At 71.0% G+C, this 20,378-nt stretch carries 20 protein-coding genes and 1 tRNA gene; 13 read left to right on the forward strand and 8 right to left on the reverse strand.

Going from position 1 to position 20,378, the window contains the following annotated elements:
• The first annotated feature begins 151 nt into the window (after window positions 1-151).
• Window positions 152-235 (forward strand) — tRNA-Leu (locus ABTZ59_RS26120).
• 344 nt (window positions 236-579) lie between these two features.
• Here the strand turns inward: ABTZ59_RS26120 and ABTZ59_RS26125 are convergent.
• Entirely contained in the window at window positions 580-1,197 is a 618-nt protein-coding gene (locus tag ABTZ59_RS26125; RefSeq protein ID WP_351416883.1) for an FMN-dependent NADH-azoreductase, read from the reverse strand.
• A 120-nt stretch (window positions 1,198-1,317) separates the two neighbouring features.
• Between ABTZ59_RS26125 and ABTZ59_RS26130 the strand changes: the two genes are divergently transcribed.
• From ABTZ59_RS26130 to ABTZ59_RS26145, 4 genes are all read left to right on the forward strand, one after another.
• The gene (locus ABTZ59_RS26130; RefSeq protein WP_351416890.1) at window positions 1,318-1,665 is read left to right on the forward strand and encodes a winged helix-turn-helix transcriptional regulator; all 348 of its coding nucleotides are present in this window, start codon (window positions 1,318-1,320) and stop codon (window positions 1,663-1,665) included.
• A gap of 340 nt (window positions 1,666-2,005) precedes the next feature.
• Window positions 2,006-3,490 (forward strand): DUF2252 domain-containing protein, encoded by a 1,485-nt coding sequence (locus tag ABTZ59_RS26135; protein WP_503003669.1) that lies wholly within the window; start codon window positions 2,006-2,008, stop codon window positions 3,488-3,490.
• A gap of 50 nt (window positions 3,491-3,540) precedes the next feature.
• Complete coding sequence (locus ABTZ59_RS26140) at window positions 3,541-4,398, forward strand: J domain-containing protein (protein WP_351416895.1); 858 nt, start codon at window positions 3,541-3,543, stop codon at window positions 4,396-4,398.
• Between the two features lie 187 nt (window positions 4,399-4,585).
• A complete protein-coding gene (locus ABTZ59_RS26145) occupies window positions 4,586-4,930 on the forward strand; it encodes a rhodanese-like domain-containing protein (protein ID WP_351416899.1) in 345 nt (114 codons plus the stop codon).
• A gap of 110 nt (window positions 4,931-5,040) precedes the next feature.
• On the opposite strand, the gene ABTZ59_RS26150 is transcribed toward ABTZ59_RS26145, so the two are convergent.
• Genes ABTZ59_RS26150 through paaA form a run of 5 tightly spaced genes read right to left on the reverse strand, consistent with a single transcriptional unit; the run spans window position 5,041 to window position 8,730 of the window.
• Window positions 5,041-6,105, reverse strand: a complete 1,065-nt coding sequence (locus ABTZ59_RS26150) for a 2Fe-2S iron-sulfur cluster-binding protein (RefSeq protein WP_351416903.1) — start codon at window positions 6,103-6,105, stop codon at window positions 5,041-5,043.
• Window positions 6,106-6,684: a 1,2-phenylacetyl-CoA epoxidase subunit PaaD gene (paaD, locus tag ABTZ59_RS26155; protein ID WP_351416906.1), complete on the reverse strand. Its 579-nt coding sequence runs from the start codon at window positions 6,682-6,684 to the stop codon at window positions 6,106-6,108.
• Window positions 6,678-7,424, reverse strand: coding sequence for a 1,2-phenylacetyl-CoA epoxidase subunit PaaC (gene paaC / locus ABTZ59_RS26160; RefSeq protein WP_351416912.1), 747 nt, complete (start codon window positions 7,422-7,424; stop codon window positions 6,678-6,680). The genes paaD and paaC overlap by 7 nt, the downstream gene beginning before the upstream one ends.
• On the reverse strand, window positions 7,421-7,711 hold the full coding sequence (gene paaB / locus ABTZ59_RS26165) for a 1,2-phenylacetyl-CoA epoxidase subunit PaaB (protein ID WP_249951422.1): 291 nt from the start codon (window positions 7,709-7,711) through the stop codon (window positions 7,421-7,423). Before paaB ends, paaC begins: the two co-directional genes overlap by 4 nt.
• Window positions 7,708-8,730 (reverse strand): 1,2-phenylacetyl-CoA epoxidase subunit PaaA, encoded by a 1,023-nt coding sequence (gene paaA, locus ABTZ59_RS26170; RefSeq protein WP_503003673.1) that lies wholly within the window; start codon window positions 8,728-8,730, stop codon window positions 7,708-7,710. Before paaA ends, paaB begins: the two co-directional genes overlap by 4 nt.
• A gap of 41 nt (window positions 8,731-8,771) precedes the next feature.
• Between paaA and ABTZ59_RS26175 the strand changes: the two genes are divergently transcribed.
• From ABTZ59_RS26175 to ABTZ59_RS26185, 3 genes are read left to right on the forward strand one after another with little or no spacing between them, the layout of a single operon-like run.
• Entirely contained in the window at window positions 8,772-9,554 is a 783-nt protein-coding gene (locus tag ABTZ59_RS26175; RefSeq protein WP_503003675.1) for a DUF5819 family protein, read from the forward strand.
• A 35-nt stretch (window positions 9,555-9,589) separates the two neighbouring features.
• Window positions 9,590-10,891: an HTTM domain-containing protein gene (locus tag ABTZ59_RS26180; RefSeq protein ID WP_351417045.1), complete on the forward strand. Its 1,302-nt coding sequence runs from the start codon at window positions 9,590-9,592 to the stop codon at window positions 10,889-10,891.
• A 51-nt stretch (window positions 10,892-10,942) separates the two neighbouring features.
• Entirely contained in the window at window positions 10,943-11,731 is a 789-nt protein-coding gene (locus tag ABTZ59_RS26185; protein WP_351416927.1) for a TrmH family RNA methyltransferase, read from the forward strand.
• A gap of 77 nt (window positions 11,732-11,808) precedes the next feature.
• Here ABTZ59_RS26185 and paaN read toward each other — a convergent pair whose 3' ends face one another.
• Window positions 11,809-13,542 carry a phenylacetic acid degradation protein PaaN gene (gene paaN, locus ABTZ59_RS26190; RefSeq protein ID WP_351416934.1) on the reverse strand — a complete coding sequence of 578 codons (1,734 nt, stop codon included), beginning with the start codon at window positions 13,540-13,542 and terminating at the stop codon, window positions 11,809-11,811.
• Window positions 13,543-13,789: 247 nt separating this feature from the next.
• Here paaN and ABTZ59_RS26195 point away from each other — a divergent pair, with 247 nt between their 5' ends.
• Both ABTZ59_RS26195 and ABTZ59_RS26200 read left to right on the forward strand, forming a co-directional pair.
• Entirely contained in the window at window positions 13,790-15,310 is a 1,521-nt protein-coding gene (locus ABTZ59_RS26195; RefSeq protein WP_351416937.1) for a 3-hydroxyacyl-CoA dehydrogenase, read from the forward strand.
• Window positions 15,307-15,912: a TetR/AcrR family transcriptional regulator gene (locus tag ABTZ59_RS26200; protein WP_351416941.1), complete on the forward strand. Its 606-nt coding sequence runs from the start codon at window positions 15,307-15,309 to the stop codon at window positions 15,910-15,912. Before ABTZ59_RS26195 ends, ABTZ59_RS26200 begins: the two co-directional genes overlap by 4 nt.
• 87 nt (window positions 15,913-15,999) lie before the next feature.
• Here the strand turns inward: ABTZ59_RS26200 and ABTZ59_RS26205 are convergent, their stop codons facing one another.
• Window positions 16,000-16,539, reverse strand: a complete 540-nt coding sequence (locus ABTZ59_RS26205) for an Lrp/AsnC family transcriptional regulator (protein WP_503003678.1) — start codon at window positions 16,537-16,539, stop codon at window positions 16,000-16,002.
• Between the two features lie 188 nt (window positions 16,540-16,727).
• Here ABTZ59_RS26205 and pdhA point away from each other — a divergent pair, with 188 nt between their 5' ends.
• The 3 genes from pdhA to ABTZ59_RS26220 are packed head-to-tail and all read left to right on the forward strand — an operon-like array spanning window position 16,728 to window position 20,364.
• Window positions 16,728-17,942, forward strand: coding sequence for a pyruvate dehydrogenase (acetyl-transferring) E1 component subunit alpha (pdhA, locus tag ABTZ59_RS26210; protein WP_351416946.1), 1,215 nt, complete (start codon window positions 16,728-16,730; stop codon window positions 17,940-17,942).
• A complete protein-coding gene (locus tag ABTZ59_RS26215) occupies window positions 17,939-18,943 on the forward strand; it encodes an alpha-ketoacid dehydrogenase subunit beta (RefSeq protein ID WP_351416955.1) in 1,005 nt (334 codons plus the stop codon). The genes pdhA and ABTZ59_RS26215 overlap by 4 nt, the downstream gene beginning before the upstream one ends.
• A complete protein-coding gene (locus tag ABTZ59_RS26220) occupies window positions 18,943-20,364 on the forward strand; it encodes a dihydrolipoamide acetyltransferase family protein (RefSeq protein WP_351416958.1) in 1,422 nt (473 codons plus the stop codon). The genes ABTZ59_RS26215 and ABTZ59_RS26220 overlap by 1 nt, the downstream gene beginning before the upstream one ends.
• Window positions 20,365-20,378: the final 14 nt, after the last annotated feature.

The following is a 20,378-nucleotide window of genomic DNA, read 5'->3' on the forward strand; positions in this document are numbered from 1 at the left end:
GGGGGATGGGGGGCGGCCGCTGTCGGTTCCCTGTTCCGCGGCGGGGTCGTCGAAACAAACGGATGTGAACCCACCCTCCGCACCGTGCTAATCTTCTCGATGTCGCCAGGAGCACACACCAGCAGGTGAGGCACCGAACGACACACCCAATGCGCGGGTGGCGGAATAGGCAGACGCGCTGGATTCAGGTTCCAGTGCCCGAAAGGGCGTGGGGGTTCAACTCCCCCCTCGCGCACAGAGAAGCACCGACGAAAGGTGCCTCTGGCCAGTGATGGAAGTCACTGGTCAGAGGCACCTTTTCGTGTCATGGGCCACTGGGGAGATCGGCTGTGCGACCGGCCGCGCCATCCGCATCCGCTTCATGCCGGTCGAGGACCGTGTGAGACATGCCTCCCGCGGGCGGGGTTCCCATGGGAGGCATGCCTTGGTGCGCGCTGTGCGCGTGGTGTGCGTGGGCGATGTGATGCTCGGGGGCCTCGGGGGCCGTGCGCTCAGGCGTCGGGGACCGTGCGCTCAGGCGGCGAGGGCCGTGCGCTCAGGCGGCGAGGGCCGTGCGCTCAGGCGGCGAGGGCCGTGCGCTCAGGCGGCGAGGCGGGCGGCCAGCGCCTTGCCCTTCCGCTGGGCCTCTTCCTCCGCCTTGGCGCGGGACGCCTCGGCGAGCGGGATCAGGTCGGCCATGCCCGGGTTGCTGTGGGCCAGCGTCAGCTCGGGGACGATGAAGTCGATCTGGGTGGTGCCGAACATGTTCGCCAGCACCCTCTCCAGGTAGTTCTGGACGAACTCGCTGTCCTCGCGCGGGGTGCCGGCGGCGTACGAGCCGCCACGGCTGGCGACGATCGTGAACGGGGTGGTGGCCAGCGGGGAGTCGCCGCGGCCCGCGTTGTGGCCGACGATGATCACCTGGTCGAGCCATGCCTTCAGGCTGGACGGGATCGTGAAGTTGTACATCGGCGCGCCGATCAGCACGGCGTCCGACTCGGCCAGCTCGGCGGCGAGTTCCGCGCGCAGCGCGTCGTCCGCGCCCGCGGCGGCGGCGCTGACGGTCAGATGGGGCAGCGGGGCGGCGGCGAGGTCGCGGTAGATGACCTTGCCCTCGGGGTGCTGCTCCCGCCAGGACCGGACGAAGGCGGCGGTGATGTCGCGCGACGCGGAGCCTTCGGGGAAGACGGCGGAGTCGATGTGCAGAAGCGTGGCCATGGTGGTCTCCATGAGGGGTGGCGTAGAACGACGAACGGACGGAACTTCCGTTCGCTCCTATAGATAGCATAGCCACTTACTTTTTTTCATCTCTGCTTGGGGAGCCAGTACCCTGTGCGTATGGCGGACCACGGTGAGGACGCGTGCAAGAGGGTCGATGTGGGCATCACGCGGGTCTTCGAGCTGCTCGGCAAGCGGTGGACCGGGCTGATCATTTCCGTACTGATGGAACGAGCGGTCTACTTCGCGGAGCTGCGCCGGGCGATTCCCGGCATCAGCGAGCGCATGCTCTCGGACCGGCTCACGGAGTTGGGCGCGGCGGGACTGGTCGTGCGCGAGGTGGATGAGGGGCCGCCGCTGCGGGTCTCGTACCGGCTGACGAAGGCGGGGGCGGCGATGGAGCCCGCGCTGACGGAGCTGTCACGGTGGGCCGAATCCCACCTGGAGGTCTCGGAGGGCGGCTGCTAGGTCCTGTCCGACCGGACAGGACCTAGGTCCTGTCTGACACATCGAGCCCGGTCCGCCCGGAGAGCCGGGCGGGAATCGTCGGACAGTGCCCCGACGGCCCGTCATGTCGTGTGCCCAGGGCCTGTGTTCATGGCCCGTGCTCAGGGACGCGTCCCGGGCTGTCGCGTGAGTGGACCGGCGTTGTCCACAGGTCGTTGCCGGTGGTTGCGAGGGGTCGCGAGGGGTTATCCACAGGGGGAGACGGCGGTCGGACCCGGCGGTACCGTCGTGTGCGGTTGATCTCGCGCGAGCAGGAGCACGAGTACAAGCACGAGTACGAGTATGGGGGAGGCGGCACGCCATGGGCGATGTCGGATCGGCGGTGGAGAGACCGCGCGCGGTTCCAGGGGACTCCGCGGTCTCCGGGGTGGAGCGCATGCCGGTGGTGCCGGGTTTCGCGCCGCGTACGGCCGTGGGCGGGGCGAAATCGCCCAAGGGCCGCGGGAAGGCGCTGCGGGAACGGGTGCCTCGGTCCGCGCACGACTCGGTGGTGTTCACTGCGGTGCGGCCCGACGCGGTGCGCGCCGTCGAGGAGTCGAGCCGGGGCCGGGTGCCCGAGCTGGCGCCGCTGCGGGTGGGGCGGATGGCCGCGACGCCGTTCGCCTTTCTGCGAGGCTCCGCCGGGCTCATGGCCCACGATCTGACGGGCACCCCGGTCACCGGGGTCGGCGCGCAGATCTGTGGGGACGCGCATGCGGCGAACTTCGGTCTGTACGGGGACGCGAGCGGGCGGCTCGTCATCGACCTCAATGACTTCGACGAGACCGTGGTCGGCCCCTGGGAGTGGGACGTCAAGCGGCTCGCCACGTCACTGGTGCTGGCCGGCCGTGAGGTGGGCGCGGACGAGGACACCTGCCGGCAGGGGGCGCACGACGCGGTGGGCGCCTATCGGCGCACGATGCGACTGCTGGCGAAGCTTCCCGCGCTCGACGCGTGGAACGCCATCGCGGACGAGGAGCTGGTCTCGCACGCGGACGCGCGCGATCTGGCCGGCACGCTGGAGCGCGTCTCGGAGAAGGCGCGCAACAACACGAGCGCGCGGTTCGCGGCCAGGTCCACCGAGACGGTGCCCGACGGGGACGGAGGCGGTGGAGGGGGCGTGCGGCGGCGGTTCGTGGACGCGCCGCCCGTCCTGCGGCGGGTGTCCGACGAGGAGGCCGCGGCGGTCGCCGCCTCGCTGGAGGAGTATCTGCGCACGCTCTCGGAGGACCGGCTGCCGCTGCTCGCGCGCTACGCGATCCACGATGTGGCGTTCCGGGTAGTCGGCACCGGCAGCGTCGGGACGCGGTCATATGTGGTGCTGCTCCTCGACCATCGGGGCGAGCCGCTGGTGCTCCAGGTGAAAGAGGCGCGGCCCTCCGCGCTGCTGCCCCATCTGCCGGCCGTCGGATTCGAGGCGCCGGAGGTGGTGCACGAGGGCCGCCGTGTGGTGCTCGGGCAGAAGCGGATGCAGGTGGTCAGCGACAGCCTGCTGGGGTGGACGACGGTCCAGGGCAGGCCCTGTCAGGTGCGCCAGTTCAGGAACCGCAAGGGGAGCGTGGACCCGGCGGCGCTGCCGGCCGACCAGATAGACGACTACGGCCGGATGACGGGCGCGCTGCTGGCCAGGGCCCACGCGCACAGCGTGGACCCGCGGCTGATCGCCGGGTACTGCGGCAAGAGCGAGGAGCTGGACACGGCCGTGGCGGCATTCGCCATGGCCTACGCGGACCGTACGGAGGCGGATCACGCCGAGCTGCTGGCGGCCGTCAGGAGCGGGCGGATAGCGGCCGAGCTGGGGGTGTGACGGCCCCGGACGGGGCGGGGGCCGCCGCCGTTCGCCCTTACGCTGGACGGGTGATGCACGACGCCCCTGGGGAGCCGACGATCCGAAACGACGACGAGCAGGACGTACGAGACGCGCCGGACGCGGGGGCGGCGCCGCGTCCGGAGGCCCGGCTGGAGACGGCCGTGCGCGCCGCTGAGCAGGCGCTGATCGAGTTCGAGATCGCGCTGGAGACCTTCCGGATCGAGGTGGAGAACTTCTCCCGCCTGCACCACCAGCGGCTCGGCCCGATGTATGCCCGGCTCGACGAGTTGGACGCCATGATCGCCGAGGCCCGTGCGGCGCGCACCGGCGATCCCGAGGATCTGCGCAAGGCGCGCGAGGCCCGCGCGCTGGTGCAGCCGATGCCGGGCGTGGAGGAGCTGTTCCACGACTGGCTCGACTCCGACGGCTTGTCGCCGGAAGCCGCGGCCATGCTGACGGATCAGCCGGTGCGACCGCCCAAGCGGGTGAGGCCGAGCGACGAGGCCCGCAAGCTCTATCGCGAACTGGTGCGCAAGGCGCATCCGGATCTGGCCCAGGACGAGAAGGAGCGGGCACGGCGTGAGGAGTTCCTCACACGCGTCAACGCCGCCTATGGGCGGGGGGACGAGCCGCTGCTCCAGGAACTCGTGGCGGAATGGGCGGCGGGGCCGGAGACGCGGGCGCCCCGGCTGAGCGAGAGCGAGGAGCTCTATGCCCGGCTGGAGTGGCTGGCGCAGCGCAAGGAGATGCTGACGGCGGTCGCCAAGGAGTTGGAGGAGAGCGCGATCGGCGCGATGCTCAGGATGGCGCCGGACGACCCGGACCGGCTGCTGGAGGAGATCGCCGAGCAACTGCTCGCGGAGGTCTCCGAGCGTGAGACGGAACTGGCCAGGCTCGTGCAGTAGGTTTTTCGGAGCTTCCGGTCGGGAGCCCGCCGATCCGGTCGGGAGCCCGCCCGCCCGGTGTCGGTTCCAGCCCCAGGCCTGGTCCTGGTCCTGAGCTGGTGCCGGTCCTGAGCTGGTCCTGGTCGTGGTCCTGGCCCCGATCCGGGGCTCCGCCCGCCCCGGTCACGAACGAGAGAAGGCACTACCCATGAATTTCGCCCCGCTGCCCTCGGTCGACGTCGCGGCGGTCCCGGCCGACGGCCTGGTGCTGGACGTCCGGGAGGACGACGAGTGGTCGGCCGGCCATGTCGAGGGCGCGCTGCATGTCCCGATGAGCGACTTCGTGGCCCGCTTCGGAGAGGTGACCGAGGCGGTCGCCGAGGGCCGCAGGGCCTATGTCATGTGTCGGGTCGGCGGCCGGTCCGCCCAGGTCACCCAGTATCTCGTCCAGCAGGGCGTCGACGCGGTGAACGTGGACGGCGGGATGCTCGCCTGGGACGGCGCCGGGCGTCCGATGGTCACCGACAACGGCAACCCGGCGTTCGTCCTCTGAGACCCGCCTCAGGGCCCTTCCAAGGCCGTGAGACCGGCCTCAGGGCCCCTTCCCGGGCCGGGAGCGAGCCCGGGCCGAGCCGGTGACCGGCTCTGCCGGTCACCGATGGCTCAGCGGTCGAAGTCCAACTCCACTTCCGCGGTGGCCGGATGGGACTGGCAGGCCAGCACATAGCCCGCTTCCGTCTCTTCCGGTTCGAGCGCGAAGTTGCGGTCCATCCTGACCTCGCCCGAGACGAGGAACGCCCGGCAGGTCCCGCAGACCCCGCCCTTGCACGCGTACGGCGCGTCCGCGCGGCTGCGCAGCACCGTCTCCAGCAGGGAATCCCCGTCCCTGACCGGCCACCTGCCCGAGCGGCCGTCGAGAGTCGCGGTGAGCGTGCTGTGCGCGGGGACCGGCGCGCTCGCCGTGCCAGGCGCCGGGGTGGTCATGGTCACCGCGTCGTCGACATGGAAGATTTCCTGGTGGATACGGTCACGGGCCACCCCGAGACCGCGCAGCGCCCGTTCGGCGCCGACCACCAGACCCATCGGGCCGCAGAGGAACCATCCGTCGACCTCGGCGACCGGCAGCAGCGCGGGCAGCAGTCCGGTCAGCCGCTCCCGGTCCAGCCGGCCGGACGGCAGACCGGCCTGCTGCTCCTCCCGGGAGACCACGCTGACCAGCTGAAACCGATCCGGATAGCGGTCCTTGAGGTCGGCGACCTCCTCCAGGAACATCGTCGACGCGACGGTCCTGTCACTGCGGACCAGACAGAACCGGGCACCGGGCTCCCGAGCGAGCAGAGTGGCCGCGATCGACAGCACGGGCGTGATGCCGCTGCCGCCGACGACCGCCGCGAAGTGTCCGGCACGCGGCTCCAGCGTGAAACGGCCTGTCGGCTCCATGACATCGACCACGTCGCCCACGGCGAGTTCCTTGAGGGCGTACGTCGAGAACTCACCTCCCTCGACCAGCCGGATCCCCACCCGCAGTACGGGTTCGGCTCCGGCGGGCGCGCAGATCGAGTACGTACGCCGGATCTCCTCGCCCTGGGCGTCGATACGGCGCAGGGCGATGTGCTGGCCGGGGGTGTGCCGGAAGGACGCGCGCAGCTCGGGCGGGACGGCGAAGGTGACGGTCACCGCGTCGTCCGTGAGCGGCTCGACCTCGCTGACCCGGAGCGGATGGAACATCTACAACTCCTTGAAGTGGTCGAACGGTTCACGGCAGGCCGCGCAGCGGCGCAGCGCCTTGCAGGCGGTGGAGGAGAACCTGCTCAGCAGCTCGGTGTCGGTGGAGCCGCAGTGCGGGCAGCGGATCGAGAGCGAGAGCGGTACGGGCCCGTCCGCGGCGACCGGGCGGGGCGGGGCTATGCCGAACTCCGCGAGCTTGCGCCGGCCCTCGGCGCTGATGTCATCCGTCGACCAGGCAGGGGACAGGACCGTGACGACCGAGACGTCCGGTATTCCGCGTTCACGCAGGACGCGCTCGATGTCCTCGGACATCGTCTCGATCGCCGGGCAGCCCGTATAGGTCGGGGTCAGCTCGACCCGGACCTTGCCGGGGCCCCGCACCTCGACCGTGCGCAGGACGCCCAGCTCCTCCAGCGTCAGCACCGGCAGCTCGGGGTCGGGCACCGCCCCGGCGAGCGCGCGCAGCTCGGTCTCCAGCGCGGTCGGGTGCGTCTCGCCCCCGCTCCGTCCATGCTCAGCGCCCGAAGCCGACGGGGTGGCGGGTGCGGGGGTGGGCCGGGAGCCCGTGCCGGTCACCATGACGCCCCCGGGTGGCTGCGGTGCAGATGCTGCATCTCGGCGAGCATCGGCCCGAACGGCTCCGTGTGCAGCCCCTGCCGGCCCGCGCCCGCCCGCCAGGCGCCGGAGCGGGGGCCCTCCGGCAGCGTCAGCGTCGCCCGCTCCAGCACGCCGGTGATGGACTCGCGCCAACTGGCCTCCAGAGCGGGCCAGTCGACATCCAGGCCCTCCACCGGCTCGAACATCTCGCCGGTGAACCGCCACAGCGCCTCGCAGGCCCGCGCCATCCGCTCATGGCTCTCGGCCGTGCCGTCGCCGAGCCGCAGTGTCCAGTGCTCGGCGTGGTCCTGGTGGTACGCGACCTCCTTGACGGCCTTGGCCGCGAGGCCGGTGAAGGCGCTGTCCCCGGCGGCCAGCCGCTGGTACAGGAAGAGCTGGTAGGTGGAGAAGTAGAGCTGGCGCGCGATCGTGTGCGCGAAGTCGCCATTGGGCTGCTCGACCAGCTGGAGATTGCGGAAGGCCCGCTCCTCGCGCAGATAGGCGAGCTCGTCCTCGTCCCCGACGAGGGAGAGCAGGATCCGCGCCTGTCCGAGCAGATCAAGCGCGATATTGGCGAGCGCGACCTCCTCCTCCAGGACGGGCGCGTGTCCCGCCCACTCCCCCAGCCGGTGCGAGAGCACCAGCGCGTCGTCGCCGAGCGCGAGGGCCGCGGTCCGGGACGGGGCCGTCAGCGGTGCGTCGCTCACAGTCGCGTCGCTCACAGGTGCTTCACCCCTTCCGGGATCTCGTAGAAGGTCGGGTGCCGGTAGGGCTTGTCGGCGGCCGACGCGAAGAACGGGTCCTTCTCGTCGGGGGAGGACGCGGTGATCGCCGAGGAGGGGACGACCCAGATCGACACCCCTTCGTTGCGCCGGGTGTAGAGATCGCGGGCGTTGCGGAGAGCCATCTCCGCGTCCGGCGCGTGCAGGCTCCCCGCGTGGGTGTGGGACAGCCCGCGGCGGGAGCGTACGAACACTTCCCACAGCGGCCAGTCGGTCGATTCGCTCATGCCGTCGCCTCCATCATCCGGACCCCGTCGTCGTCGGCCGGGGCGCCGCCGGCGTCGCGCTTCGTCGCGTACGCCGCCGCCGCGTCCCGTACCCAGGCGCCTTCTTCGTGCGCCCGGCGGCGCTGGGTGAGGCGCTGTTCGTTGCAGGGGCCGTTCCCCTTGAGGACCTCGCGGAACTCGGACCAGTCGATGGCGCCGAAGTCATGCCTGCCCCGCTCCTCGTTCCACCGGAGATCCGGGTCGGGAAGGACCAGCCCGAGGGCCTCGGCCTGCGGGACGCAGATGTCCACGAAACGCCGACGCAGCTCGTCGTTGGAGTGCCGCTTGATCTTCCAGGCCATGGACTGCGCGGAGTGGGCCGACTCGTCGTCCGGCGGGCCGAACATCATCAGCGAGGGCCACCACCAGCGGTTCACCGCGTCCTGCGCCATCTCGTGCTGCGCCGGGGTCCCGTTGCTGAGCGCGAGCAGCAGCTCGTAGCCCTGCCGCTGGTGGAAGGACTCCTCCTTGCAGATCCGGACCATCGCGCGGGCGTACGGGCCGTACGAGCAGCGGCACAGCGGCACCTGATTCGTGATCGCGGCGCCATCCACCAGCCAGCCGATCGCGCCGACATCGGCCCAGGTCAGCGTGGGATAGTTGAAGATCGAGGAGTACTTCTGGCGGCCGGCGTGGAGCTTGTCGAGCAGCTCTTCGCGGCCGATGCCCAGCGTCTCGGCCGCGCTGTAGAGATACAGCCCGTGTCCCGCCTCGTCCTGCACCTTCGCCATCAGGATCGCCTTGCGGCGCAGCGACGGCGCGCGCGAGATCCAGTTCGCCTCCGGCTGCATGCCGATGATCTCGGAGTGGGCGTGCTGCGCGATCTGGCGGATCAGCGAGGCGCGGTACGCCTCGGGCATCCAGTCGCGCGGCTCGATGCGCTCCTCGGCGGCCACCGCGGCGTCGAACGCCGCCTCGAACCCCTCCGCCGTCGTCTCCATCGTCGCCTCCGCAGCTGTCCCCGCGGTCACTGCCGTCATCCGGACCCCCTACCGACCGATCGTTCGGTTCATGGACTTCAATGGTGAGTCGGCGGCCCGTAGGGTGTCAACCGCTGTGGATAACTGACTGTGGCACCAACGGGGATCGGGGCGGGATGGATTCGTACGACGACGAGGGTGTGCCGACCGGGCCGCCGCCGGGCGCGGGAATAGCCGGCCTCTCCTTGCGCTACCAGCTGGTGGCCGCCGTCGCCCTGGCGGTCGTCGGGGTGCTGGCCTGCACTCATGTGGCCATGGTGTTCCTGCATGTCGCCCCGTCCAACACGCTCACCAAGCAGCACGGCGAGACCGTCGACGGCTGGATCTATCCCGAGTTCGAACAGAACTGGAAGCTCTTCGCACCCAACCCGCTCCAGCAGAACGTCGCCGTCGAGGCACGGGCGGAAGTCGAGACCCCCGAAGGCGCGCGCAAGACCACCGGCTGGATCAACCTCTCCGCCGAGGACGGAGCGACCATCCGCGGCAACCTCCTGCCCAGCCATGTCGACCAGAACCAGCTGCGCCGCGGCTGGGACTTCTTCGTCGGCTCGCGCGACAACAAGAACCGTCCCAATGGTCTGCGCGGGCAGCTCTCCGAGAGCTATATCCGCCGCATAGTGATGCTGCGCCTGGCGGACCACGACCTGGGCGGTTCCGTGGAGCGCCTCCAGCTCAGGTCCGCCACGACCGCCATCGCGGCCCCCTCCTGGAGCAAGGAGAAGGTCAATACGCGGCCGTTCTACCGGGTCTTCCCCTGGTGGACGGTGAACGCGTCCGATCTTCCCGGCGGCGTACAGAACGGCCGTACGGAGGCGGGCGAGTGAGCGAGCGATTCGAGCATCAGCGGGGCAGCCGGTCCATCGGGCCGGGCGGCAGGACCGGGAAGCGGGTCACCTTCGACCGCTGGGTCGTCGGCGGTATCCAGCGCGTCACGGCGAGTCCTCTCGGCCGGTACCAGAGCGCCGTCGTCCGGATCGGGTTCGCCGGCACCTGGCTGTTCTTCCTGCTGCGCGAGCTGCCCCACCGCCGTGAGATGTACGGGCCCGACGCCCCGTGGGGCTGGGAGATCGCCCAGCAGCTGATCGCCAAGAACGGTGCCTTCACCGCGCTGATGTGGTCGGACAGCACGGTGTGGTTCGAGATCGTGTTCGCCATAGCCATGCTGTCCAGCGCGCTGCTGATGGTCGGCTGGCGCACCCGCACGATGTCCGTGGTGTTCATGTTCGGCGTGCTGTCGCTGCAAAACCGCTCCATCTTCATGGGCGACGGTGGCGACAACATCATTCATCTGATCGCGATCTATCTCGTGCTGACGCGGTGCGGTCAGGTCTGGTCGCTGGACGCCAGGCGCGCCAGGCGGGCCGCCCGCAAGGCGCCCGGTGCCGTACCGGACAGCGTCGTACCGGACACTGCCGTACCGGACAGTGTCCGACCGGACAGCGCCGTACCGAACCGCGCCGTAGCGGACCGCGTCGGACCGGTCCTGTGGGTCGTTTTCGGCGGACTCCTCCTTGTCGGCACATCGCTGGACCGGGTCCATGTAGAGCTGTGGATGCTGATCCTGTTCTGGGGCCTCTGGGTCGCGCAGGGCCTGTGGTGGGCGGCGAACCGGTACGCGCCGGACGGCGAGCCCCGCGCCCTGCTCGACGTCGTCGCCAACCTTGTCCACAATGCCGGACTCGCCGTGATCATGGCGGAGGTATGTCTCGTATACGCCACCGCCGGCTGGTACAAGATCCAGGGCTCGCGCTGGCAGGACGGCACGGCGCTGTACTACCCGCTCAATCTCGACTATTTCTCGCCCCTGCCGGATCTCTCCGGGCTGCTCGCCACCAGCGGCGTCATGGTGATGCTGCTCAGCTACGGCACGGTCATCGTGCAGGTCGCCTTCCCGTTCACGCTCTTCAACCGCCGGGTGAAGAATGTGCTGCTGGTCGCGATGATGCTGGAGCACGCGGGCATCGCCGTGCTGCTCGGACTGCCGTTCTTCTCGCTCGCGATGATCGCCGCCGACGCGGTGTTCCTGCCGACGAACTTCCTGCGCTGGCTCGGCGGCCGGGTCTCGGGTCTGTGGGGCCGGTTCTTCCTTCGGACGGGCAAACCGCTGCCGGAGCAACGGAGCGACAGCGCTGACCAGCCCAGGAGGACCCTCGTCGGATGAGCGACGGCCCGCGAACCGCCTGGTCACCGCGGCACGCCGTACTCTGAGGCGATGAACGACGCTGAGGCCGCCCGCGCCGTACGGCAGTGGCGCGAGGCCGGCCCCGACCTGGTGGTGCTCGACGGCTTCCATGCGCTGAAACACGCGCTCCGGTTCGGGGCGGAGGTACGGTCGGCGGTCACGAGCGACAAGGATTCCGCGCTGGCCCTGGCGGCCGATCTCGCCGACGACGTGACCGACGCGATCAAGGAATCGGTCGTTGAGATACCGGCCCACGCCCTGCGGGATCTGGTGCCGCGCGTGCACGCCACGCAGATCGCCGCGCTGGCGGTCAGACGCGATCGAGGGACCAACCTGGCCGCGCTGTCGGCGCTGCCCCGTCCGTCACCCGTCGTCGTCCTCGACAACCCCCGCAATCTGGGAAATGTCGGGGCCGTCGTCCGGCTCGCCGCCGGGTTCGGGGCGACCGGTGTGATCACGACCGGCGATATGGACCCCTGGCACGCGAACGCCGTACGCGCCGGCGCCGGGCTCCACTTCGCCACCGCCGTGGAGCGGCTTTCCCCCGATGACTTCCCTCCGGGACCGCTGTACGCCCTGGATCCGGAGGGTGACGACATCCGGTCCATGACCATCCCCGATGACGCGCTGCTCGCCTTCGGCTCCGAGCGGCACGGGCTCTCGGCGGCCGTCCGGAGCCGGGCCACCAAGCTGCTGTCGCTCCCGATGCGACCGCAGGTGTCCAGCTACAACCTCGCCACCAGCGTGGCCATGACGCTGTTCCACTGGGGAGGCCCCTCCGGGGCCCAGCAGGGGCCATCGGCGCCGCCCGCCCCCTGACCGGTGGACGGCGCCCGGGCCTGAGTCCTCGGCCTCGGCCCTCGGGCGGGGGCCTCGGCCTCAGGCGTCAGCGCGCCTCAGGCCTGGCGTCGTACCTCCACCACCCGGAAGCGGTTCGCCACGAACGCGGCGTCACACAGCGCCGCGTTCGCCGCCGGGTTGCCGCCGGAGCCGTGGAAGTCCGAGAACGCCGCCGTCTGGTTCACATACACCCCGCCCGTGAGGTTGAGCGAGAGCTGCGCGGACTCCTCCAGGCAGACCTCCTCGATCGCGCGCTCCGTCTCACTCGACGTCGTGTACGCGCCGACCGTCATCGCGCCCTTGTCGCGCACCGTGTGCCGCAGCAGCTCCAGCGCGTCCTCCGTCGAGTCCACGGCGACCGCGAAGGACACCGGGCCGAAGCACTCCGCGAGATACGGCAGCTCCGCGGCAGTGGCGCCGCCGCCCTCGGCCGCGCCCTCCCATGCCTTCTCCCAGGCTTTGCGGGCGCCGTCGGCCTTCACGATCGCGGGGGTGCGGACCACCGCGTCCGGGAAGTCCGGGTTGGTGATCTCGCGCGAGGCGAGCGCGACGTCCCCGAGCCCGCCCGCCGCGTCGAGACGGGCCTTCACCTCGGGATTGACCAGCGCGCCCAGCAGCGCGTTGGCACGGGCGTCGTCGCCCAGCAGCCCGCTCACCGAGGCGGCGAGATCGGCCACCACCTCGTCGTACGACTTCTCGCCCGCGTCCGTCGTGATGCCGTCCCGGGGGATCAGCAGATTCTGCGGGGTGGTGCACATCTGGCCGCTGTACAGCGAGAGCGAGAACGCGAGGTTGGAGAGCATGCCCTTGTAGTCGTCGGTGGAGTCGATCACGACGGTGTTGACGCCGGCCTTCTCCGTGTACACCTGCGCCTGACGGGCGTGGGTCTCCAGCCAGTCCCCGAAGGCGGTGGAGCCGGTGTAGTCGATGATCCGGATCTCGGGGCGTACGGCCAGGGTCCTGGCGATGCCCTCGCCGGGCCGCTCCACGGCCAGGGCGACCAGATTCGGGTCGAAGCCGGCCTCGGCCAGCACCTCGCGGGCCACCCGGACCGTCAGCGCGAGGGGCAGGACCGCCCGCGGATGCGGCTTGACGAGCACGGGATTGCCGGTGGCCAGGGAGGCGAACAGGCCCGGGTAGCCGTTCCACGTCGGGAAGGTGTTGCAGCCGACCAACAGCGAGATCCCGCGCGCCGCCGGGGTGAAGGTCTTACGCAGCTCAAGGGGGTCGCGCTTGCCCTGCGGCTTGGACCAGTCGGCCGCGGCGGGCGTACGGAGCTGCTCCTGATACGCGTATGCCACGGCCTCCAGGCCGCGGTCCTGGGCATGTGGCCCGCCCGCCTGGAACGCCATCATGAACGCCTGCCCGCTGGTGTGCATCACCGCGTGCGCGAACTCGTGCGTACGGGCGCTGATCCGGGCCAGGATCTCCAGACAGACCAGGGCGCGCGTCTCGGGCCCCGCCTCGCGCCACGCGCCCATGCCCGCGCGCATGGCGGGCAGCAGGACATCCAGGTCGGCGTGCGGATACTCGACCTCCAGCGCCGGGCCGTACGGCGAGATCTCGCCACCGGTCCAGCCGTCCGTCCCTGGCTGGTCCAGCTCGAAGCGGGTCCCGCGCAGCGCCTGGAAGGCGGCGAGCCCGTCCGCCGGCGCGGTCTCCCCGTACCCCTTGGGGTGCTCGGGATGCGGGGACCAGTAGGCGCGGGTGGTGATCGCGTCGAGAGCCCGGTCGAGCGTGGACCGGTGCTTGTCGGAGAGCTGCTGGGGACTGAGCTGGGCGGCGGCCATGACGGACCCACTCCTCGGTCGGGCTGAGCATCAGGGACACGGACAGGGACATGAGCTGGCAGACAGAGTTAGAGTAACCGAACGATCGGTCGGGACAAGGGTGTCCGGCGAACCTGTGCATAACTCGTCCGTACTCGTTCGTTCATACGCGGCCGTGACCCGTCCTGGACAACTCGTCTGTGGACAACTGGCTCGACTCGGACAACTGGCTCACTCAATGGCTCACTCATACGGGAGGATTGCGTCCATGACAGCAATCGAGCCCGGCCGCGTCGTCGCGGTCGTCGGCACCGGCACGATGGGGCAGGGCATAGCCCAGGTGGCGCTGGTCGCAGGCCATCCCGTACGGCTCTACGACGCCGTGCCCGGCCGTGCGGAGCAGGCCGCCACCACGCTCGCCGGGCGACTGGACCGGCTCGTCGAGAAGGGCCGGCTCGACGCCGCGGCGCGCGACGCCGCGTGTTCCCGGCTGCACCCGGCCCGGGACCTCACCGAGCTGGCCGACGCCGCGCTCGTGGCCGAAGCGGTCCTGGAGGAGCTCTCCGTCAAGCGGGACCTGTTCGCGGCGCTGGAGGACATCGTCGCCGACGACTGCCTGCTCGCCACCAACACCTCCTCCCTCTCCGTCACCGCCGTCGCGGGCGCGCTGCGCCACCCCGGCCGCTTCGTGGGACTGCACTTCTTCAACCCGGCTCCGCTCCTGCCGCTCGTGGAGGTCGTCAGCGGCTTCGCGACCGCCGAGACGGCCGCCGAGCGCGCCCACGCGACCGCGCTGGCCTGGGGAAAGACACCGGTACGCTGCGCCGACACCCCCGGTTTCATCGTCAACCGGGTCGCCCGCCCCTTCTACGCGGAAGCGCTGCGCGTGTACGAGGAGCGGGCCGCCGACCCCGCGACCATCGACGCCGTCCTGCGGGAATGCGGTGGCTTCCGGATGGGCCCCTTCGAGCTGACCGACCTGATCGGCCAGGACGTCAACGAGGCCGTCACCCGGTCGGTCTGGGAGTCCTTCTTCCAGGACCCGAAGTTCACGCCGTCGCTCGCGCAGCGCCGGCTGGTGGAGTCGGGGCGCCTGGGCCGCAAGTCGGGCCGGGGGTGGTACGCGTACGGCGAGGACGCGCCGGGGGCCGCCGCGCACACGGCGGAGCCCGAGAAGGCGCCCGCGTCCATCACGGTGCGGGGCGAGCTGCTCGCGGCGGACGCGCTGCCCGCACTGATCGAGGAGGCGGGGATCGGCGTCACCCGTGGCGACGGCGCCGTCCCCGGTTATCCCGGCTGGATCGAACTGTCCGACGGCACGCGTCTCTTCCTGGCGGACGGCTCGGCCGCCGACGACGCGGGGATGCCGGTCATTCACTTCGATCTCGCGCTGGACTACCGGGACGCGACCCGGATCGCCCTCGCGCCCGCCGCCGGGGTGGCCAGGACGGCCCTCAAGGAGGCCATCGGCCTCTTCCAGGCGCTGGGCAAGGATGTCAGCGTGATCAGCGACATCCCCGGCCTGATCGTGGCCCGTACGGTCGCGATGCTCGTTGATTTCGCCCTTGACGCGGCAGCGCGCCAGGTGGCGGCCCCGGAGGACATCGACCTCGCGATGCGGCTCGGCGTCAACTACCCGCGCGGCCCCCTCGACTGGGGCGACCGGCTCGGCGCCCGATGGGTGCTCGACACGCTGGAGGCGCTGCACGAGGAGTACCCCACGGGCCGCTACGCCCCCTCCCAGGCACTGCGGCGCCTGGCCGCCGCCCAGGAGGACGACGCGTCATGACCACCGCGAAGCGCGACACGTACACGCCCGAGACCTTGTTGACCGTCGCTGTCCGCGTCTTCAACGAGCGCGGGTACGACGGCACCTCCATGGAGCATCTCTCCAAGGCGGCCGGGATCTCCAAGTCCTCGATATACCACCACGTCGTGGGCAAGGAGGAACTGCTGCGCCGTGCGGTCAGCCGCGCCCTGGACGGCCTCTTCGGGATCCTCGAAGAGGAGGGAGCGACGCGCGGACGGGCCATCGGGCGGGTGGAGTACGTGACCCGCCGTACGGTCGAGGTGCTGATCGCCGAGCTGCCCTATGTGACGCTGCTGCTGCGGGTCAGGGGCAATACCCAGACCGAGCGCTGGGCGATGGAGCGGCGCCGAGAGTTCGATCAGCGGGTCGCCGATCTGCTGAAGGCCGCCGCCGCGGACGGCGATCTGCGCGCCGACATGGACATCAGGCTGGCGACCCGGCTGCTCTTCGGCATGGTCAACTCGCTGGTGGAGTGGTACCGGCCGCACGCACCCGGTGGCTACGACCGCGACCAGGTGGCGGAGGCGGTCGTTCGGCTCGCCTTCGACGGGCTGCGGACCGACCTCCAGCTGGGTCCGTAGCGGTCCCGCTCCGAATTTTGAGCCCCGCACCCGTTGACGGCCTCCTCTTGAAGAGGGGGCCGTTTTTTATGGAGGGGGCTTATTCATCTACGGAGGGGGCCCATTCAGGTCCGTCTCCTCGAAGACCAGCAGCGTGCGGGTCGAGAGCACCTCGGGGATGGACTGGAGCCTGGTCAGGACCAGCTCCCGCAGGGAGCGGTTGTCCGGAGCGTGCACCAGCAGCAGGACGTCGAAGTCACCGCTGACCAGCGCGATATGGGTGGCCCCGGGCAGCTCCTGGAGCTGTTCGCGCACTGTGCGCCAGGAGTTCTGCACGATCTTCAGCGTGATGTACGCGGACGCGCCCTGGCCGGCGCGCTCATGGTTGACGCTGGCGCTGAAACCGCGGATCACGCCGTCGTCGATCAGCCGGTTGATACGGGCGTACGCGTTGGCGCGTGAGACATGGACGCGCTCGGCCACCGACCGTATCGAGGCGCGGCCGTCGGCTCGCAGGATGCGCAGAATATCCTGATCGATGGCGTCCAGCGGGCGCGCCGGAAGCATGGATTCCGTACTGCCGCCGTCTCTTTCGGTGCCGGGTCCGACCCCCACCCCGTCGATGTCCCGGTCGATGCCGTCGGCCATTTGTTCAGCTCCCCTGTCTGCTCGCCTCCGCGCCGTGGACGGCCTGCGTCCATCCCAAGCTGTGGAGAACCGTTTGTCCACAGGCTGGAGCCGCGTGTAGCCAAAATGCCCTGACGACCGAACAATCGGTAGGTGAGGCGTGCCACATTTTGGCACCCGTTCGCCCACTCCCACGAGGAGGTGCACGCGTGAAGAAGAGCAGTACGTCGGTCCAGGAACTGCCCGGTGCCGCGGGCCACCTGCCGCACCCGCCCCCGGCGTGGCGGCCGCGTACCGACCCCGCCCCGCTGCTGCCCGACCCCGAGCCGTACCGCGTGCTGGGTACGGACGCCGCGGCCGGGGCCGACCCCGCCCTGCTGCTCCGGCTCTACGCCGAGCTGGTCCGCGGGCGCAGGTACAACACGCAGGCCACGGCGCTCACCAAGCAGGGCAGGCTCGCCGTCTACCCGTCGAGCACCGGCCAGGAGGCGTGCCAGATCGCCGCCGCGCTGGTCCTGCGGGAGCAGGACTGGCTCTTCCCCAGCTACCGCGACACTCTCGCGGCCGTGGCGCGCGGACTGGACCCCGTACAGGCGCTGACGCTGCTGCGCGGTGACTGGCACACCGGCTACGACCCGCACGAGCACCGGATCGCGCCGCTGTCGACACCGCTGGCCACTCAGCTGCCGCACGCCGTCGGCCTGGCGCACGCGGCCAGGCTCAAGGGGGACGACGTGGTCGCGCTCGCCCTCGTGGGCGACGGCGGCACCAGCGAGGGCGACTTCCACGAGGCGCTGAACTTCGCCGCCGTGTGGCGGGTTCCGGTCGTCTTCCTCGTCCAGAACAACGGCTTCGCGATCTCCGTGCCCCTCTCCAAGCAGAGCGCGGCGCCCTCGCTGGCCCACAAGGCCGTCGGGTACGGCATGCCGGGGCGGCTGGTCGACGGCAATGACGTGGTCGCGGTGCACACGGTCCTCGGCGAGGCCCTGGCACGCGCGAGGCGCGGCGAGGGGCCGACGCTGGTGGAGGCGCTGACCTACCGCATCGACGCCCATACGAACGCCGACGACGCCACGCGCTACCGGGCGGGCGACGAGGTCGAGATCTGGCGTGCGCACGACCCGGTCCGGCTGCTCGAACACGAGCTGACCGCGCGCGGGGTGCTCGACGAGGACGGCATCGGCAAGGCCGCCGAGGCAGCCGAGACGATGGCCGCTCGGCTGCGTGACCGGATGAACGCCGAGCCGGTGCTCGATCCCATGGACCTCTTCGCGCATGTCTACGCCCATCAGACCGCCCAGCTGCGCGAGCAGGCGGCCCAGCTCCGCGCCGAGCTGGAGGCATCGGCCGAGGAAGGCCCCGGGGAGGGCTCTTGGGAGGGCTCCGGGGACGGACGCGCGGAAGGATCCGGTGAGGCGCGATGACCACTGTCGCGGTGAAGCCCGCCACCATGGCGGAGGCCCTGCGGCGCGCGCTGCGCGACGCGATGGCCGAGGATCCCTCCGTCCATGTCCTCGGTGAGGACGTCGGCACGCTCGGCGGGGTCTTCCGTATCACCGACGGGCTCGCGGCCGAGTTCGGTGACGACCGCTGTACGGACACGCCGCTCGCCGAGGCCGGCGTCCTGGGGACGGCCGTCGGGATGGCGATGTACGGGCTGCGGCCCGTCGTGGAGATGCAGTTCGACGCCTTCGCCTATCCGTCGTTCGAGCAGCTGATCAGCCATGTGGCGAAGATGCGGAACCGCACGCGGGGCGCGATGCCCCTGCCCATCACCGTGCGGGTGCCGTATGGCGGCGGGATCGGCGGGGTCGAGCACCACAGCGACTCCTCGGAGGCGTACTACATGGCGACCCCTGGCCTCCATGTCGTCACGCCCGCCACGGTCGACGACGCGTACGGGCTGCTGCGGGCCGCGATCGCCTCCGACGATCCGGTGATCTTCCTGGAGCCGAAGCGGCTCTACTGGTCGAAGGCCCAGTGGTCGCCGGACGAGCCGGCGGAGGTCGATCCGATCGGACGGGCCGTCGTGCGGCGTCGCGGCAGCAGCACGACGCTGATCACCTACGGTCCCTCCGTGCCGGTCTGTCTGGAGGCGGCGGAGGCAGCCCGCGCCGAGGGCTGGGACCTGGAGGTCGTCGATCTGCGCTCATTGGTGCCGTTCGACGACGAGACGGTAGCGGCATCCGTCCGGCGCACGGGGCGCGCGGTCGTCGTTCACGAGTCCACCGGCTTCGGCGGCCCCGGCGGGGAGATCGTCGCCCGGGTCACCGAGCGCTGCTTCCACTACCTGGAGGCGCCGGTGCTGCGCGTGGCCGGATTCGACATTCCCTATCCGCCGCCCATGCTGGAGAGGCACCATCTTCCGGGAGTGGACCGGGTGCTGGACGCGGTCGCGCGACTCCAGTGGGAGACGGAGAGCTGATGGCCCAGGTGCTGGAATTCAAACTGCCGGACCTCGGGGAAGGGCTGACCGAGGCCGAGATCGTCCGCTGGCTGGTGTCGGTCGGAGATGTCGTCGCCGTCGATCAGCCGGTGGTCGAGGTCGAGACGGCCAAGGCGATGGTGGAGGTGCCCTGCCCCTACGGGGGTGTGGTGACGGCGCGCTTTGGCGAAGAGGGCTCGGAGCTGCCGGTCGGGGCGCCGCTGCTGACCGTGGCGGTAGGGGCGTCGGAACCGGCCGATTCGCCGCCGACGACCGCTGCCCCGGCGCCGGCCCCGGCCCCCGCACCTGCCGCCGCCACTTCGGCTTCGGCCCGCCATGAGACATCGGGCAATGTGCTGGTCGGGTACGGCACGGGCGCGCCCGCGGCGCGTCGGCGCCGGGTCCGCCGGGCGCCGCTGGGCGGGTCCGTCGCCCCCGCCCCCGCTCGTGAACCGGTGAACGGCGCGGCCGGTGCGGTGCCGGTCGTGTCCCCACTGGTACGCAGGCTGGCGCGGGAGCACGGCCTGGATCTGCGGGAGCTGACGGGATCGGGGCGGGACGGGCTGATCCTGCGGTGCGATGTCGAGCAGGCGATCAATCGGGGCGCCACACAGGAGCCGTCCACCGTCCCGGCACCAGCCCCAGTCCCAGCTTCGGCACCGGCTCCGGCTCCGGCCGGGGGCCCGGCCATGTCTCCGACTCCGGTAGGGGCGTCCGCGTCCGCGCGGCCGGGCGTCACCAGGGTGCCTCTGCGGGGTGTACGTGGCGCGGTCGCGGACAAACTCACCCGCAGTCGCCATGACATCCCGGACGCGACCTGCTGGGTCGACGCAGACGCGACGGAACTGATGGCGGCGCGGACGGCGATGAACGCGGCCGGAGGGGCCAAGATCTCGCTGCTCGCCCTGATGGCCCGCATCTGCACGGCGGCCCTCGCCCGCCACCCCGAGCTCAACTCCACCGTGGACATGGCAGCCCGAGAGATCGTGCGCCTGCCGGAGGTGCATCTCGGCTTCGCCGCACAAACCGACCGCGGCCTGGTCGTCCCCGTCGTACGGGACGCGCACGCGCGCTCGGCGGAGTCGCTGAGCGCCGAGTTCGCGCGGCTGACCGAGGCGGGCCGGGCGGGCACCCTCACGCCGGGCGAGCTGACCGGCGGGACGTTCACCCTCAACAACTACGGGGTGTTCGGGGTCGACGGTTCGACGCCGATCATCAACCACCCCGAGGCGGCGATGCTCGGGATCGGCAGGATCGTGCCCAAGCCATGGGTGCATGAGGGGGAGCTGGCCGTCCGTCAGGTCGTCCAACTGTCGCTCACCTTTGACCACCGCGTCTGCGACGGCGGTACGGCGGGCGGCTTCCTGCGCTATGTGGCGGACTGTGTCGAACAGCCGGCGGTGCTGCTGCGCACGCTGTAGTGAGGCGTCCGCCC

The sequence above is a fragment of the Streptomyces sp. NPDC094034 genome (genome assembly GCF_040303865.1).
Taxonomy (GTDB): domain Bacteria; phylum Actinomycetota; class Actinomycetes; order Streptomycetales; family Streptomycetaceae; genus Streptomyces.